This window comes from Niveispirillum irakense DSM 11586 (assembly GCF_000429645.1).
GTDB lineage: Bacteria > Pseudomonadota > Alphaproteobacteria > Azospirillales > Azospirillaceae > Niveispirillum > Niveispirillum irakense.
On record NZ_KE386933.1, the window covers coordinates 988,615 to 1,002,064 of the forward strand.

Annotated in this window: 13 protein-coding genes; 3 read left to right on the plus strand and 10 right to left on the minus strand. The window is 61.9% G+C overall.

All coding sequences use genetic code 11. The annotated features are described in order from the left end of the window. Positions 1–14 precede the first annotated feature (14 nt). The 8 genes from G473_RS0118635 to G473_RS0118670 all read right to left on the minus strand — a co-directional run bounded on the left by G473_RS0118635 (position 15) and on the right by G473_RS0118670 (position 8,267). Positions 15–995: a DUF481 domain-containing protein gene (locus G473_RS0118635; RefSeq protein WP_029014347.1), complete on the minus strand. Its 981-nt coding sequence runs from the start codon at positions 993–995 to the stop codon at positions 15–17. Between the two features lie 205 nt (positions 996–1,200). Further along, positions 1,201–1,683 (minus strand): Dps family protein, encoded by a 483-nt coding sequence (locus tag G473_RS0118640; RefSeq protein ID WP_029014348.1) that lies wholly within the window; start codon positions 1,681–1,683, stop codon positions 1,201–1,203. 226 nt (positions 1,684–1,909) lie between these two features. Next, on the minus strand, positions 1,910–2,437 hold the full coding sequence (locus tag G473_RS0118645; RefSeq protein ID WP_029014349.1) for an EF-hand domain-containing protein: 528 nt from the start codon (positions 2,435–2,437) through the stop codon (positions 1,910–1,912). Positions 2,438–2,483: 46 nt separating this feature from the next. Beyond that, complete coding sequence (locus G473_RS27770) at positions 2,484–3,293, minus strand: 5'-methylthioadenosine/adenosylhomocysteine nucleosidase (protein WP_051330430.1); 810 nt, start codon at positions 3,291–3,293, stop codon at positions 2,484–2,486. Between the two features lie 75 nt (positions 3,294–3,368). Further along, positions 3,369–3,782, minus strand: a complete 414-nt coding sequence (locus G473_RS0118655; protein WP_029014350.1) for a response regulator — start codon at positions 3,780–3,782, stop codon at positions 3,369–3,371. A gap of 22 nt (positions 3,783–3,804) precedes the next feature. Further along, a complete protein-coding gene (locus G473_RS0118660; protein ID WP_029014351.1) occupies positions 3,805–6,486 on the minus strand; it encodes a PAS domain S-box protein in 2,682 nt (893 codons plus the stop codon). A 99-nt stretch (positions 6,487–6,585) separates the two neighbouring features. Beyond that, positions 6,586–7,926, minus strand: a complete 1,341-nt coding sequence (locus G473_RS27775) for a tetratricopeptide repeat protein (protein WP_051330431.1) — start codon at positions 7,924–7,926, stop codon at positions 6,586–6,588. Beyond that, positions 7,926–8,267: a hypothetical protein gene (locus G473_RS0118670; protein WP_029014352.1), complete on the minus strand. Its 342-nt coding sequence runs from the start codon at positions 8,265–8,267 to the stop codon at positions 7,926–7,928. Before G473_RS0118670 ends, G473_RS27775 begins: the two co-directional genes overlap by 1 nt. A 180-nt stretch (positions 8,268–8,447) precedes the next feature. Between G473_RS0118670 and recA the strand changes: the two genes are divergently transcribed. From recA to G473_RS0118685, 3 genes are all read left to right on the plus strand, one after another. Continuing rightward, positions 8,448–9,524, plus strand: coding sequence for a recombinase RecA (gene recA / locus G473_RS0118675; RefSeq protein WP_029014353.1), 1,077 nt, complete (start codon positions 8,448–8,450; stop codon positions 9,522–9,524). Between the two features lie 202 nt (positions 9,525–9,726). After that, positions 9,727–10,407 carry an HAD-IA family hydrolase gene (locus G473_RS0118680; protein ID WP_029014354.1) on the plus strand — a complete coding sequence of 227 codons (681 nt, stop codon included), beginning with the start codon at positions 9,727–9,729 and terminating at the stop codon, positions 10,405–10,407. Next, complete coding sequence (locus G473_RS0118685) at positions 10,404–11,099, plus strand: ATP12 family chaperone protein (RefSeq protein WP_029014355.1); 696 nt, start codon at positions 10,404–10,406, stop codon at positions 11,097–11,099. Before G473_RS0118680 ends, G473_RS0118685 begins: the two co-directional genes overlap by 4 nt. A gap of 51 nt (positions 11,100–11,150) precedes the next feature. Here G473_RS0118685 and G473_RS0118690 read toward each other — a convergent pair whose 3' ends face one another. Beyond that, complete coding sequence (locus G473_RS0118690; protein WP_029014356.1) at positions 11,151–12,248, minus strand: branched-chain amino acid ABC transporter substrate-binding protein; 1,098 nt, start codon at positions 12,246–12,248, stop codon at positions 11,151–11,153. A gap of 81 nt (positions 12,249–12,329) precedes the next feature. Next, positions 12,330–13,439 (minus strand): branched-chain amino acid ABC transporter substrate-binding protein, encoded by a 1,110-nt coding sequence (locus tag G473_RS0118695; protein WP_029014357.1) that lies wholly within the window; start codon positions 13,437–13,439, stop codon positions 12,330–12,332. Positions 13,440–13,450: the final 11 nt, after the last annotated feature.

The following is a 13,450-nucleotide window of genomic DNA, read 5'->3' on the forward strand; positions in this document are numbered from 1 at the left end:
GGAAGCAACAAGGATCAGAAGGAATAAACCAGCGTGGCGCGGCTGATCGTGTCGGTGGCCTTGCGGTCATCCGGCGGGTCGCTCTCATTGCGCACAGTGAAGCTGATTTTGGCGGAGAACAGGTCGTTGATGCGGGTGGTCAGGGCAGAGATCGCTTCCACTGTCCGGTTCTCCGCACCGATCAGGCTTTTGGCTGACTGGGAGAAAGAGGCATCGTCGCTGAATTGATGAACGAACTCAGCCGCGGCCCGGAACACGAACTCATTCTCGGTCCAGGCTGCACGTTCTGGCGTGGCGGCGTAGAAAGTGTGGCGCGCACCGGGGCCGCCTTCCACTTCCAGCCGGTTAACGCCATCATCGACCAGGACATAACCGGCACCCACCGTCTCTGTCAGGCGGTGGCGATATCCGGCGAACATGTCGCGTTCCCAGCCGAACTGGCCGGCAACGTAAAACTGGTCATTGATAAAATAATTGGGCTCGTACCCGGCGGTGAACCGCTCCTTGCTGGTCTGGCCGTCACTGCGCTGGTAATCGGCGGTCGCCATCACCCGGTGGCGCCAGGCCAAGGTCTCTTTGCTGAGGGCGAGGCCAAACGCAAAGGCCTTATCATCGCTGTTGCCGCTGGAAAGAGAGGCGCCAAGCTCGCCACTGCCGGTCCAGCCGGCCAGAACGCGGGCGCCATTGGCCCTTTTGGCTGCTTGCTCTGCTGTTTTGCGCTGGGCAACCAGACTGTTATGCAAATCGCGGATTGCCTTTGCCTGGTCGGGATAGGTCTCCACCGCCAGGCCACTGGTCTTTTCCAGCAGATCAGCATCGCCTTTAGCGGCCGCCTGACGGATCATGGCTTCCACGCCGGGCGGCAGTGCCGATGCCGTGGGGGCCTCGATACTATCAACAGCCTGGGCGGCAACGGGGGAGAGAACGGGCAGGGCGATAAAGGAAAGGCACAGGGCCAGTGCCGCAGGGCGCGGCGACCGGAGGATAAGTGACATTGAAAAGACCAAAGCTCCTGAAAAAGACGAGTGTTGCCGGCTGGGATGATCAGGAAGACTGGCCGGGCATCCGACAATGATCAACCCTAAAACCCATTTCTTCAGGCAATGGAGTGCCGACCAAGGTTCATAGCGCCGAAGATTCATGAAAAAAGGCCTGCCAGTCGCCCGGCAGGCCCCTTTTGATAAAGCTCGATCGCCAAAATTACTCGAGCATGGAACGAAGCATCCAGGCGGTCTTCTCATGGATCTGCAGCCGCTGGGTCAGCAGGTCAGCAGTAGGCTCGTCGCCTGCTTCTTCCACCACGGGGAAAAGCGCACGACCGGTGCGGGCCACGGTTTCGTGCCCTTCCACCAACTGGCGGATCATCTCTTCCGCTTTGGGAACGCCGGTTTCCTCGGCGATCTTGGTCAGCTTGGCATATTGGCTGTAGCTGCCGGGGGCGGGGAAGCCCAGGGCGCGGATACGTTCGGCGATCTCGTCCACCGCCGTATGCAGTTCGGTATACTGCGCCATGAACATGGTATGCAGCGTGTTGAACATCGGCCCGGTGACGTTCCAATGGAAATTGTGCGTCTTCAGGTAGAGCGTGTAGCTGTCCGCCAGCAGGCAGGACAGCCCCTCGGCGATCTTTTCCCGGTTCTTGTCGGAGATGCCGATATTGATGGAGGGTGCCTTCTTGGCCATGGCTATAATCCTTGATCCCATGTGGGTTGCTCTTAAAGGATAAGCGCTACGCGGCCAAAGACAAGCGCGACAAACGGCTACAAACCACTGAAAAATATGGGGTGGGCTGCGTATTTACAATGATGCGCACCCACCCCGGAGTTGGATGCCCCCAAAAATATGGAAGGGGGCATATGTGCGGTAGCGGATTGAGGCAGGGCCCGCAGCCGCCCATCCGGTTGGTCGTTTAGGCCAGCAGGCTGCCCGGAATGCTGGAATTTGCGGCCGTGCCCGTACTGGCATTGGCCCCATAGCTGGCGGCGGCGCTGCGCAACTGGCTGATCAGACTGGAGATGGCATCGTCCTCCTCCTCGTCCTCGCTATCAGTGCTGCTGGACAGAAGGCTGGCAATATCCCCGCTATTGCTGGCGCTCCCGCTGGTGCCACCCGCTCCCCCGTCCGGCGGCGGGCCACCGGCCCCGGCCTGGGCATCGATCAAGGCGCCGCGCGTTCCATTCCCCATCCGCTGGAACGCGCTTTCCATTTCAGCCTGTGTCAGCTCACCATTGCTGTCGGCATCCATGGATGTGAATAGTTCGGCCTGATCGACATTGTTGCCGCCGCTGCCCTGTCCCTTGGGTGCCCCAGCCTTGAATTCATCCAGGGAAAGGGTCCCTGATTTATCGGTATCGGTTTGTTCAAACCGTTCCTGCGGCGACGGCCGCCGGCTGCTCGCCGTCTGGAACAGCGATGTCGTGCTGCTGTTGATTTCCATGATAGTCCCATCCATCTCCGATGGGGACAATACATCCCCCGCTGGTTTAACGGATGAGAGGGGCCGGCCTGTCGCTGGTGGATGGCATTTCCGATATCAGGGGCAAGAGGTGCCGGACCAGGGCTGCGGCACCGGCAGCAGCAGCGCGGGCAAACTGGGGGAAGTCCAAGTGGCTTTCCGCCCCCGCCAGATCAGAAAGCGCACGGACCACCAGCAGGGGCGCGCCAAATCGTTCCGCGACCTGGGCAAGTGCTCCCCCTTCCATTTCGATGGCCTGGGCTTGGAAGCGGCTATGCAGTCGTTCTCTCGTCACTCCGCAATTCAGGAAATGATCGCCCGTCAGCACCGTGCCCAGGCGAACTGATGGTTGACGTGGGGTGCCGCCGGCGGCAGCAGCCGGCAGCGGACCCAGAACGAAATGCTGCAAAGCATTGGCGATGACCGTTTCCAGTCCGGCCGGCAAATGATAGCCCACCGGCCCCTCAAGCCCCGGTAAAGGCGGCACACCGGGTTGGTAGGGGGTAATCACCCCGTCGCAAAGGGCGCCATAATCATGCTGGATCAGCGTCCGTGCGATGATGACATCGCCAATACCCAGGCTGGGATCAAGCCCGCCGGCAACACCGGAAAAAATCAGCGACCGGACATTGAATTGTGTGAGCAGCAAGGTGGCGACGATCGCCGCATTCACTTTGCCGATCCCTGCTTCCACGATGACCACCGGCCGGCCATCGATACTGCCGGACAGGAACGAAAATCCGGCCAGCGTCTGGCGCGCCGTGATGTGCAGATGATCACCGAAATGGGCGATCTCTTCCGGTACGGCGCAGATCAGGCCGACAGGTTGGGATGACAAAGGAAATCTCCGGCAATAATTGCGGGCGCCAGCATGGGCTATCTGGTCCCAGACGGGCAACAGGTCCGGTTTCCACTAACCCCGCAGCGCATTCTTCGCCACGGTTCGGATTTTCACTTCAAGCTGCGCTGCGCTGTAGGGTTTGACGATGAAAGCATCTACGCCCCTTTCCCGGGCGGCCAGCACATGATCCACCGTGCCATGGCCGGTTTCCATGATGAAGGGGATGCCGGGTAATATGGCGCGTACGGCGGTCAGCAGATCCATGCCATTCATGCGGGGCATGGCCCAGTCACAGATGATCAGATCAATATAGCGTTCCCGCTTTACCGTCTCCAGGGCCTCCACCCCGTCCGCGGCCGACAGCACATCACGGACCCCCATCGTGCGCAGGACGTCGACGATCCAGGTACGGGTCTGTAACTGATCCTCCACCACCAGGATGCGGATGCTGCGAATCGGATCTTCAGGGATATAGCTGGCACACATTCAAAATCTCCTTCCGTAACAATCAGCCGGATGTGCGGCTGGATGCCAGGGCATCGGCCACGGCGGCCAAAAGCGTGTCCGGGTCGATGGGCTTGTAAAGGACCGGGATATCGGGGGGCAGGTCCATTATGGCAGCGTGATGCCGGCCAGGATAACCGGTCATGAAAAGTACCACCACATCAGGGGCCAGCGCTGTTACCAGATGCGCCAGCCGGACACCGCCGAGATTGGGCATTACCAGATCGGTCAGCAGAAGATCGACCCCGCCCTCTTCAAATCGTTCCAGCGCTTCCACCCCATCCGCCGCCGTGCGCACGACATGGCCGGCCCCTTCCAGCACCTGGCTGACAATGGTCAACAGGTCGGGTTCATCCTCTGCCACCAGGATGGTGGCGCGGTCGCAATCAGCCGGCAGCGCGCGTCCGACAGCCGGGTGAGGATAATTGGCGGGGGCAGGGGCCAGCGGCAGCCAGATGCTGAAACAGGTGCCGCGCCCGGTCGGGCTCTCTACCTGGATCACGCCATTGGCCTGCTTCACGGTGCCATAGACCATGGCCAGTCCCAGCCCGGTGCCCTCGCCAGGGGGTTTGGTGGTGAAGAAAGGATCGAAAATCCGTTCCAGCAATTCCGCAGGGATGCCCGCCCCCGCATCGCTCACCCGTAACAGGGCATAATCGCCAGCGGTAAATCCGGCGGGCGGGGGCGGCCTTTCGGGATCGTCCGCCCTGAACTGGACCAGTTCCACAGTCAGCGGGCCGCCCCCCGGCATCGCGTCGCGCCCATTGATGGCCAGATTGACCAGGGCTTGGGCAGCCATGTCGGGGTCAATGGCCACCCACACCGGTTCCCCCGGCACGGTGACCGAAAGGGAGATGGTGGCGCCCAGCAGCGGTTTCAGCATGAATTCCTGGCCGCGGACAACCGCGCCCAGGTCAATGGTGACGGCACCGCCGGCTTTCTGGCGGGAGAAGGTCAGCAATTCACGCGTCAGGGCTGCTGCCCGTTCCACCCCCTGGACAATCTTGCCCAGATATCCCGCAAAGATGCTTTCCTTTTCCACCCCCTGTCGGGCAAGGGCGGCATAACCGCCGATGACGGACAGGATGTTATTGAAATCATGGGCAATACCGCCTGCCAACTGGCCCAGTGCTTCCATCTTCTGGGCCTGGAGAAGCTGGGCCTCCAGCCGGCGCTGTTCCGTGATGTCAGAGAAAAGGGAGACGAAGCCCCCACCCGGCATGGGGAAATGCCGTACCTGCAGCCAGGTGCCGTTGGGCCTCTGCCGCTCGTTGAAATAGACACCGCCCTTGTCGTAACGAAGCCGTTCATAATCGGCCAAGCTTTCTTCCACGGTTTCCCCTGGATATTCGCCCTGTTCGGCCAGTATCCGGACCAGATCGCGGTCCAGCAGGCCGGGCACCAGGATCTCCGGCGCGACGCCCAGCAGTTCCCCGACCCGGCGGTTGGCCAGCAACAGCCTTCCATCCGCGCCATAGACCTCGATGCCGATGCCGACATTATCCATCATGCTGTCCAGGATGCGCGTCTTCTCCCAGATCTCATGCTCGGCCTGTTTCCGCTCGGTAATGTCGCGCAGATGCACCGTGTAGCGCCGGCCTGGCCCTAAGGGCACGGCCGTCATGGCCAGTTCCACGGGGAAGCGGGTGCCATCACGCCGCACCGCCTCCATCTCCACCCGCCGCCCCAGCAGGCCGGAGAGCGCGGTATCATCCATGCCAAACATGCCGGACGATTGATCCGTTTCCGGATCGGGGGAGAAGATCAGGGTCGCCAGGGGGCGGCCCAGCGCGTCGGCCCGGCTCCAGCCAAAAGTCCGTTCCGCCGCCGGATTGAACTCCAGCACCTCGCCGGCATCGTTGATGGCGATGATGCAATCCATCGCCGTGTCCAGAATGGAGCGAGCCCGCGCCTCGCTTTCCCGCAGGCGGAGATTGGCGGCTGTTTCGCTGGTGATATCGCGGAACAGGCAGAGGACGAGCCTTTCTCCTGCACTTTCAAAGGGAAGGGCGGAAAGGCTGATGACGATCAGGCCGCCATTGCGCGTTTTCAGTTCCATCCGCACGCCGCGGAGCGACTCTCCGGCGGCGGCGCGCCGGATCATCATATCTCCAAGCGCACGCGATTCTTCCGTCGTGAAATCCAGTATCGGCAGACCGATGACCGGTTCATCGGCTGTGAGGCCCAGCATATTGCGCCCGGCGGCATTCAGGAAACGGCCACGGCCCTGGATATCATGGACCCCGATTCCATCCGGCGTCAGGTCCACCAATTGGCGGTAGCGGCGTTCACTGTCACGCAGTTCCGCCTCCCGCCGTTTCAATGCTGTGATGTCGGTGCGCAGGCACAAGGTGCCGCCGTCTGGCATGCGCTTATCCTGTACCGCGATCCAGCGGCCATCGGACAAGCGGAATTCTGTTGGCATTTCTGTTGGGTAGCGGAAGCTCAACATCCGCTCGGCGATATATTCCTCCATGTCCCGATCGCGGGCCGGAAGGTTGGCCTTTGCCTCGATGCCGGCGCGCAACAATTCCTCGAAACGCACCCCTTGTTTCATGAAGGGGACAGTATCGGGAAACAGGGCCAGGAAAGCAGGGTTGGCTGTAACGAACCGCTCCTGCGCATCGAAAATGGCAGCCCCTTCCGGCAGCAGATCCAGCAGGCTGGCAATCGCAAGCGTGTCCAAGCGGGGCACCTTCGGGCGGGACGGCGTAACGGATCCCATGTTGCCGATAGGACGGGGTAACGGCAAGTCGCGGTTGCAACATTTAAAGAGATTTACGCGTCAGGTCGGTAATGCCGGTATCAACCTTGACAGCAATCCCGCCCAGTCACCCCGGCTCTTCTGCCGGAACAGCCGCATGGATGGGTACCATCCGGTACGATTTCCATCTTCCAGCCAGCGCCAGTCAGTATCTGTAGAGATCAGCGTCCAGACCGGACGCCCCATGGCGCCAGCCAGGTGGCACAAGGCACTGTCCGGTGTGATCAGCAGGTCCAGATGACTGAGGATGGCGGCGCTGTCGCCCCAACCGGTGATCATGCCCCCCAGATCAGTGACATGGGCGGGCAGGGGAGTGGCATCAAGCTGATCCCGCCCGCTGGCGACCTGCAGTGCGTACCAGTCAATGCCCGACCGCTCCAGCAGCGGCAACAAGGCTTCCAGGCCTGGCGTGCGCCAGCGGTCACCGGGATGGGCGGGATTGCCGGCCCAACTGATGCCGATGCGGGGGCGGTTGCCCTGCCGGGGTAAACGTCGCCCCCAGGATTCAAGCTGCGCCGGATCGGCGGCCAGATAGGGGCCGTGCCAGGGAATAGTCTGCGGTGTCAGCCCCAGCAGACCGGGCAGATCCAACAGCGCCACCTGCATATCCATGGGGGGCAGGGGCTGGCCCCTGGCGATCGGCCTGCCGAATCGTCCGTCCAGGAACAGCGGCACCAGCGCTGTCGGACACTCAAAACAGACATCGGCACCCGCTGCAAGAAGCGGCTGGATCAGGCGGGCGCACATGATGGTGTCGCCGGCCCCCTGTTCGTCCCAGACCAGCAGCCGTTTGCCGGCAAGGTCACCCTCACCCCTCCATTGGGGAATGGTGCCATGGCGGGGAGGACGGCCGGCCACCGACCAGCGATAATGATACGCGGCAAACCCCTCCGCCCATCTCCCCAGCCGCAGCAGGCAGAGGCTGCGTCCAAGGGCAGCGGCTGCGTCGTTGGGTGACAAGGCCAGCGCACGGTCAAACGCTTCCAGCGCTGCCGCTGGGCGGCCATTTACCCGATGCCAGAGCCCCAAATCGCGCCAGACATAGGGGGTGCTGGGGGAGAGGCTGGTTGCCTGTTCCAACAATGTCCCCGCCTCATCTTCCCGCCCGCTATAAAGCAGCAGGTTGGCAAGGGCGCAGCGGGCAGGCACCAGCCGGGGGGCCACCCGTACCGCATGGCGCAGCAACGTCTCAGCTTTTTCCCCATCACCCTGCCGCCGGGCCGCATCGCCTACACTTAGCAGGGCAATGGGATGGTCGGGGTTCTGGGCCAGAATCTGTTGCCAGATCGGTATGGCGGCAGCGTCGTCACCCCGTTCCGCCAGGGAACGGGCAGCCTGTTCCAAATCCTGCAGACGGGCCATTACCAGTATTTTTCCGTCAGCGTGGGTTTGCCCTGTACCGTGGTGGATATTGCTTCTGGCATCCGCGTCAGACGTTCCATCCGTGGGGGGACGGGTGGATCAGGCTCGTAGATTTCCTTGAGCCGGCGATATTCCTGGTTGTGATAATCCTGCCGTTCCTGGAAATCCGGCTCTCCATCGCGCCGGCCCGTCACGATCACTTCCTCTTCCATCACTTCAGCTTTTGGCTTTTTCGGCGGTTCCGCACCCTGCGCCGTCAGGCTGGGCAAAAGCAGGCCGCACCCAAGCAGCAAAGTGGTGGGTGAGAACAGATGGGGGCGAGGGCGGTATGGCGACATCATGCGCCTATCCTATGCCGCTTTTCGGCTTTTGGTAAGCAGCCAGCCGGCCCGTTCTCTCCCCTTTCAAGGGAAGAGAACTTTACAAGAACATTTTCCCTTGGCGTTCTGGAACAAAAAGAGTACAACAGGTGCAGTTGAACGCGGACACCTATCCGTGCGAGAAGGAAGGGGACAGTTACGATGTCGGCAGCTCCACTTCGCCTGGTTGAAACACCCATGGATAAACAAAAAGCTCTGGACGCCGCCCTGGGCCAGATTGAACGGGCCTTCGGCAAGGGCTCGATCATGAAGCTCGGTGCCAAGGAAGCGATCTCCGAGACGGAGGTGGTTTCCACCGGTTCGCTGGGCCTGGATATTGCTCTTGGCATTGGCGGTTTTCCGCGCGGCCGTATCATCGAGATTTATGGTCCGGAAAGCTCGGGCAAGACGACGCTGGCCTTGCACGCCATTGCGCAGGCGCAGAAGAATGGCGGCGTCTGCGCTTTCGTGGACGCTGAGCATGCTCTCGATCCCAGCTATGCCCGCAAGCTGGGCGTGGATGTGGACGAGTTGCTGATCTCCCAGCCCGATGCCGGTGAGCAGGCGCTGGAAATCGCTGACACGCTGGTCCGTTCCGGCGCCATCGATGTGCTGGTGGTGGACTCGGTTGCCGCATTGGTGCCGCGCGCCGAACTGGAAGGGGAGATGGGCGACAGCCATGTCGGCCTGCATGCCCGTCTGATGAGCCAGGCGCTGCGCAAGCTGACCAGCTCCATTTCCAAGTCGCGCTGTCTGGTGATCTTCATCAACCAGATTCGCTTGAAAATCGGCGTCATGTTCGGCAATCCGGAAACGACGACCGGTGGTAACGCGCTGAAATTCTATGCTTCGGTCCGTCTGGATATCCGCCGCATCGGCGCTATCAAGGATCGGGAGACCGTCACCGGCAACCAGACCCGCGTGAAGGTGGTGAAGAACAAGATGGCACCGCCGTTCCGGGTCGTCGAATTCGACATCATGTATGGCGAAGGCGTGTCCAAGGTAGGTGAGCTGCTGGATCTGGGCATCCAGGCCGGTGTGGTGGACAAGTCCGGCTCCTGGTTCTCCTATGATGGGCAGCGCATCGGTCAGGGGCGTGAAAATGCCAAGACCTTCCTGCGCACCAACCCGGCCGTGGCCGACAGCATCGAGCAGAAGATCCGTGCCAATGCCGGTATCGTTGCCGGTGCGATGATGGGCACGCCGGAAGCCGATGGGGATGCTTCCAGCCCCGAATAATCCTGTCCCGCTGCGGCACAGGTATTGTCCCCTTCAAGGGCGCCCGGCGACGGGCGCCCTTTTTGTTTGTTATGGGGCGCATACTGGCTGGTGCTTGGGGCACCCATGCAGGGTGGGCCATGGCGACAAAGCGCGCTTTGACTTATATCGGCGTCATCAGGGACGCGCCATTTCACAGCGCCCCGATCTGGATAGGTTTGTTTTGCTGAAGCTCGCCCTTTTCGACTGCGACGGCACGCTGGTGGATAGCCAGCACGCCATTGTCGCCGCCATGGTCGCCGGATTCGATGCAATGCGGCTGCCACCCCCGCCGGCTGCCGCCGTCCGCCGGGTCGTGGGCTTGCCCCTGGTGGAAGCGGTGGCCCGTCTGGCGCCGGATTCGGGAGACAATGCCCTGCATGAAGCCATTGCCGAGGCATATAAGCAGGCCTTCTATCGCAACCGGCTGGCCGGCACCCATCCCGAACCGTTGTTCGACGGCTTACTGGCGGCCTTGGACCGGCTGGAGCAGGAAGGCTTCCTGCTGGGCATCGCCACGGGCAAAAGCCGCCGCGGCCTGGATGCAACGCTGAAACATCATGGTCTGGCTGACCGTTTCGTCACCTTGCAGACCAGTGATCGTGTGGCGGGAAAGCCCAATCCCGACATGGTGCTGCATGCATTGGCCGAAACCGGCGCGGATGCAGAGGGCACCATCGTGATCGGCGATACGACCTTTGATATCTGGATGGCCCGGAACGCCAAGGTCGCGTCTGTCGGCGTTTCCTGGGGCTATCATGAATTGAGCGAGCTTCAGGCCGCCGGCGCTGACCGGTTGGTGGAAAATTACGCCCAGGTGCCGGGGGCGTTGATGGATATTCTCGCGGAGAGGAAAACGCGATGAAGCGCTTTTATAAGCAGGTTGCCGTGGTGCCGGTGGATGGTGGCTGGAGCATCGCCCTGGATGGGCGGTCGATGCGCACACCCGCCAAACTGCCCTTGACCCTGCCCAGCCGCCCCCTGGCGGACGCCATAGCCGCGGAATGGGAAGCGCAAGGGGAAGAGGTGAAGCCCCAGACCATGCCGCTGACCCAGCTTTCCAGCACCTGCCTGGACGGGATTATTGACCGCATGTCCGACGTTGCGGCGGCAGCGGCTGAATATGGCGGGTCGGAACTGCTCTGCTACCGGGCGGAGGAACCGCCGGCCCTGGTGGAACGGCAGGCACAATTCTGGCAACCGCTGCTGGACTGGGTAGCCCAGCGCCACGATGCGCATCTGGTCCTGGCAGCAGGCATCATCCACAAGCCGCAATCACCGCAGGCGCTGAAGGCGCTGCGTACGGCGATTGATGCGCTGAACCCCTGGCACCTGACGGCGCTGCAGAATGTCATCGGCATCACGGGGTCGCTGGTGCTGGCGCTGGCTTTCGTGGAAGGCCGCCTGACACCGGAAGAGACTTTCGATCTCGCGCAGTTGGACGAGAATTACCAGATCGAACAATGGGGTGAGGATTGGGAGGCAGCCGACCGCCGCAACAATCAGCGCGCCGATCTGGCGATCACCCGCCAGTTTCTGGATCTGGTGGCGGCCTGAAATAGCGGGAGGGGCGCGGGTAGCAAAGCCGGTTCCGCGCCCATCAACGCATCAAGGCACAGTGCTGTATTTACCGCCGGCCCAGCGGTAGATCACATAATCCGTGTCGCGCCGGTCACCCTTCTCATCGAAGGATAGCGGGCCGATCACACTGTCATAGCGCCGGTCACGTAATGCCCTTGCCACCTTGGCGCCATCGCTGCTGCCGGCCTTTTCCGCCGCCTGTGCCCAGACCTGCAGCGCGGCATAGGCGTAAAGCGTATAGGCACCCGGCTTTTCCCCCCGCGCCTGGAACCCTTCCAGCACCGTCGCGGCGGCGGGCAAGGTGCGGGCATCGGCGCTGAAACTCATCAAGGTGCCTTCGCCAGCGGGGCCGGCCAGCGCCATATAATCATCAGATGCCAGCGTATCGCCGGAAATGAAGATGGAATCCAGCCCCGCCTCGCGCATCTGGCGCACGAACTGGGCGGCATCGCTGTAATAGCCGCCGAAATACACAACTTCCGCCCGCTCTGCCTTCAGGCGGGTGACCAGGGCGGTATAATCCCGTTCACCGCCTTTCAGCGATGTATAGAGAACCTCCTGGATACCCGCCGCATTGAGCGCCTGCTTGGTGGCGTCGGCCAGACCCTTGCCATAGGTGGTCTGGTCCTGCAGAAGCGCGATGCGCTTATCTTTTAAATGGCGGGCGATATAGGCGGCGGCCACCGGTCCTTGCTGATCATCCCGTCCGCAGGTGCGGAACATCAGATCACCGCCATCCTCCGTCACTTCCGGCGCGGTTGCCGTTGGCGTGATGGTGAGAATGCCTTCATCGCCATAGATTTTGGCGGCGGGCAGGGTGGTCCCGGTCTGTAAATGGCCAATGACGACGGCCACATCCTGTGTCACCAGCTTGTTGGCGACGGAAACGGCCTGCGCCGGCAGGCCGCCATCATCTTCCGTCACCAGAACCAGCTTTTCCCCCAGCACCCCACCCTTGGCATTGATATCGGCCAGGGCCTGTTGGGTGCCGGTCCGCAACTGCTCCCCCACTGCGGCAAGGGGTCCGGAAAGCGGGGCCGCGAATCCGACCTTGATATCCGCCAGACAGGGGGAGGCTGAAACCAGCAGGGCCGCACAGCCCAGCAACAGCGATTTGAGAGGCAAACGACACGCTCCGCCAGTAAAACATGGGGGGATCAACAAGCAAGGGCCACCGGACCAGCCCCGATGGCCCCATCTGCCCGCTTACTGACCGGGGATGACGGTATATTTGCCTTCCGACCAGCGATAGACGACATAGTCCGTCGTGCGGCGGTCGCCTTTCTCGTCAAAGGCCAGCGGGCCGATGACGGTAGAGTAGCTGCCGTCGCGCATGGCTTTTGCCACCTTGAACGCATCCGATGATTTCGCCTTTTCCGCTGCCTGCGCCCAGGCCTGCACGGCGGCGTAGGTGTAGAGCGTATAGGCTTCAGGCTCGAACTTGGCGGCGCGGAAACGCTTCACAACATCGGATGCTTCCGGCTTGTCGCGATATTCATTGCCGAAAGTCACCAGCGCGCCTTCGGCGAATTTACCGGCAATGTTCCAGAATTCCTGGTTCACGGTGCCGTCACCGGACATGAAGCCCGCCTTCAGCCCGGCTTCACCCATCTGCCGGATCAACAAACCGGCTTCGGTGTGCAGCCCGCCAAAATAGACCACCTGGATGCCGGCATCCTTCATCTTTGTGACCAGGGCCGACATGTCGCGGTCGCCGACATTGACGGCATCATACATGGCCTCTTTGACGCCGGCCTTGTTCAGCGCCGCTTTGGTGGCGTCGGCCAGCCCACGGCCATAGGTGGTTTGGTCATGAATGACGGCGATCTTGTCGCCCTTGTTATGCGTGACCAACCAAGCCGCGGCCACGTCGCCCTGCTGATCGTCACGCCCGCAGGTGCGGAAAATCAGCTCATATCCCTGTTCCGTCAGTTGCGGGTTGGTGGAGGCAGGGCTGATCATCATGATCCCCTCATCCTCGAACACCTTGGAAGAGGGGATGGAGACGGCCGAATTGAAATTGCCGATGGCGACAACGCCGCCTTCGGTCGCCAGCTTATTGGCAATCGCCACACCCTGGCTGGGGTTGGAGGCATCGTCCAGATTGGTCAGGCGCAGCTTATCGCCCAATACGCCACCTTTGGCGTTGATATCCGCCACGGCCATTTCGGCCCCCCGGCGCATCTGCTCCCCGAACACGGCATTGGGGCCGGTCAGCGGCGCGACCAGACCGACCAGTGTGTCGGCGAAGGCGGGAACGGTGCTGAGCATGGATGCGGCGGCCAGGATGGCGATCAGGGGCCTTCTGGTCTTCATTGTAGGGGCTC

Coding starts and splice junctions, on each gene's coding strand:
- G473_RS0118635 (WP_029014347.1), bottom strand. CDS start 995: ATGTCACTTATCCTCCGGTCGCCGCGCCCTGCGGCACTGGCCCTGTGC.
- G473_RS0118640 (WP_029014348.1), bottom strand. CDS start 1,683: ATGGCCAAGAAGGCACCCTCCATCAATATCGGCATCTCCGACAAGAAC.
- G473_RS0118645 (WP_029014349.1), bottom strand. CDS start 2,437: ATGGAAATCAACAGCAGCACGACATCGCTGTTCCAGACGGCGAGCAGC.
- G473_RS0118655 (WP_029014350.1), bottom strand. CDS start 3,782: ATGTGTGCCAGCTATATCCCTGAAGATCCGATTCGCAGCATCCGCATC.
- G473_RS27775 (WP_051330431.1), bottom strand. CDS start 7,926: ATGGCCCGTCTGCAGGATTTGGAACAGGCTGCCCGTTCCCTGGCGGAA.
- G473_RS0118670 (WP_029014352.1), bottom strand. CDS start 8,267: ATGATGTCGCCATACCGCCCTCGCCCCCATCTGTTCTCACCCACCACT.
- recA (WP_029014353.1), top strand. CDS start 8,448: ATGTCGGCAGCTCCACTTCGCCTGGTTGAAACACCCATGGATAAACAA.
- G473_RS0118685 (WP_029014355.1), top strand. CDS start 10,404: ATGAAGCGCTTTTATAAGCAGGTTGCCGTGGTGCCGGTGGATGGTGGC.
- G473_RS0118695 (WP_029014357.1), bottom strand. CDS start 13,439: ATGAAGACCAGAAGGCCCCTGATCGCCATCCTGGCCGCCGCATCCATG.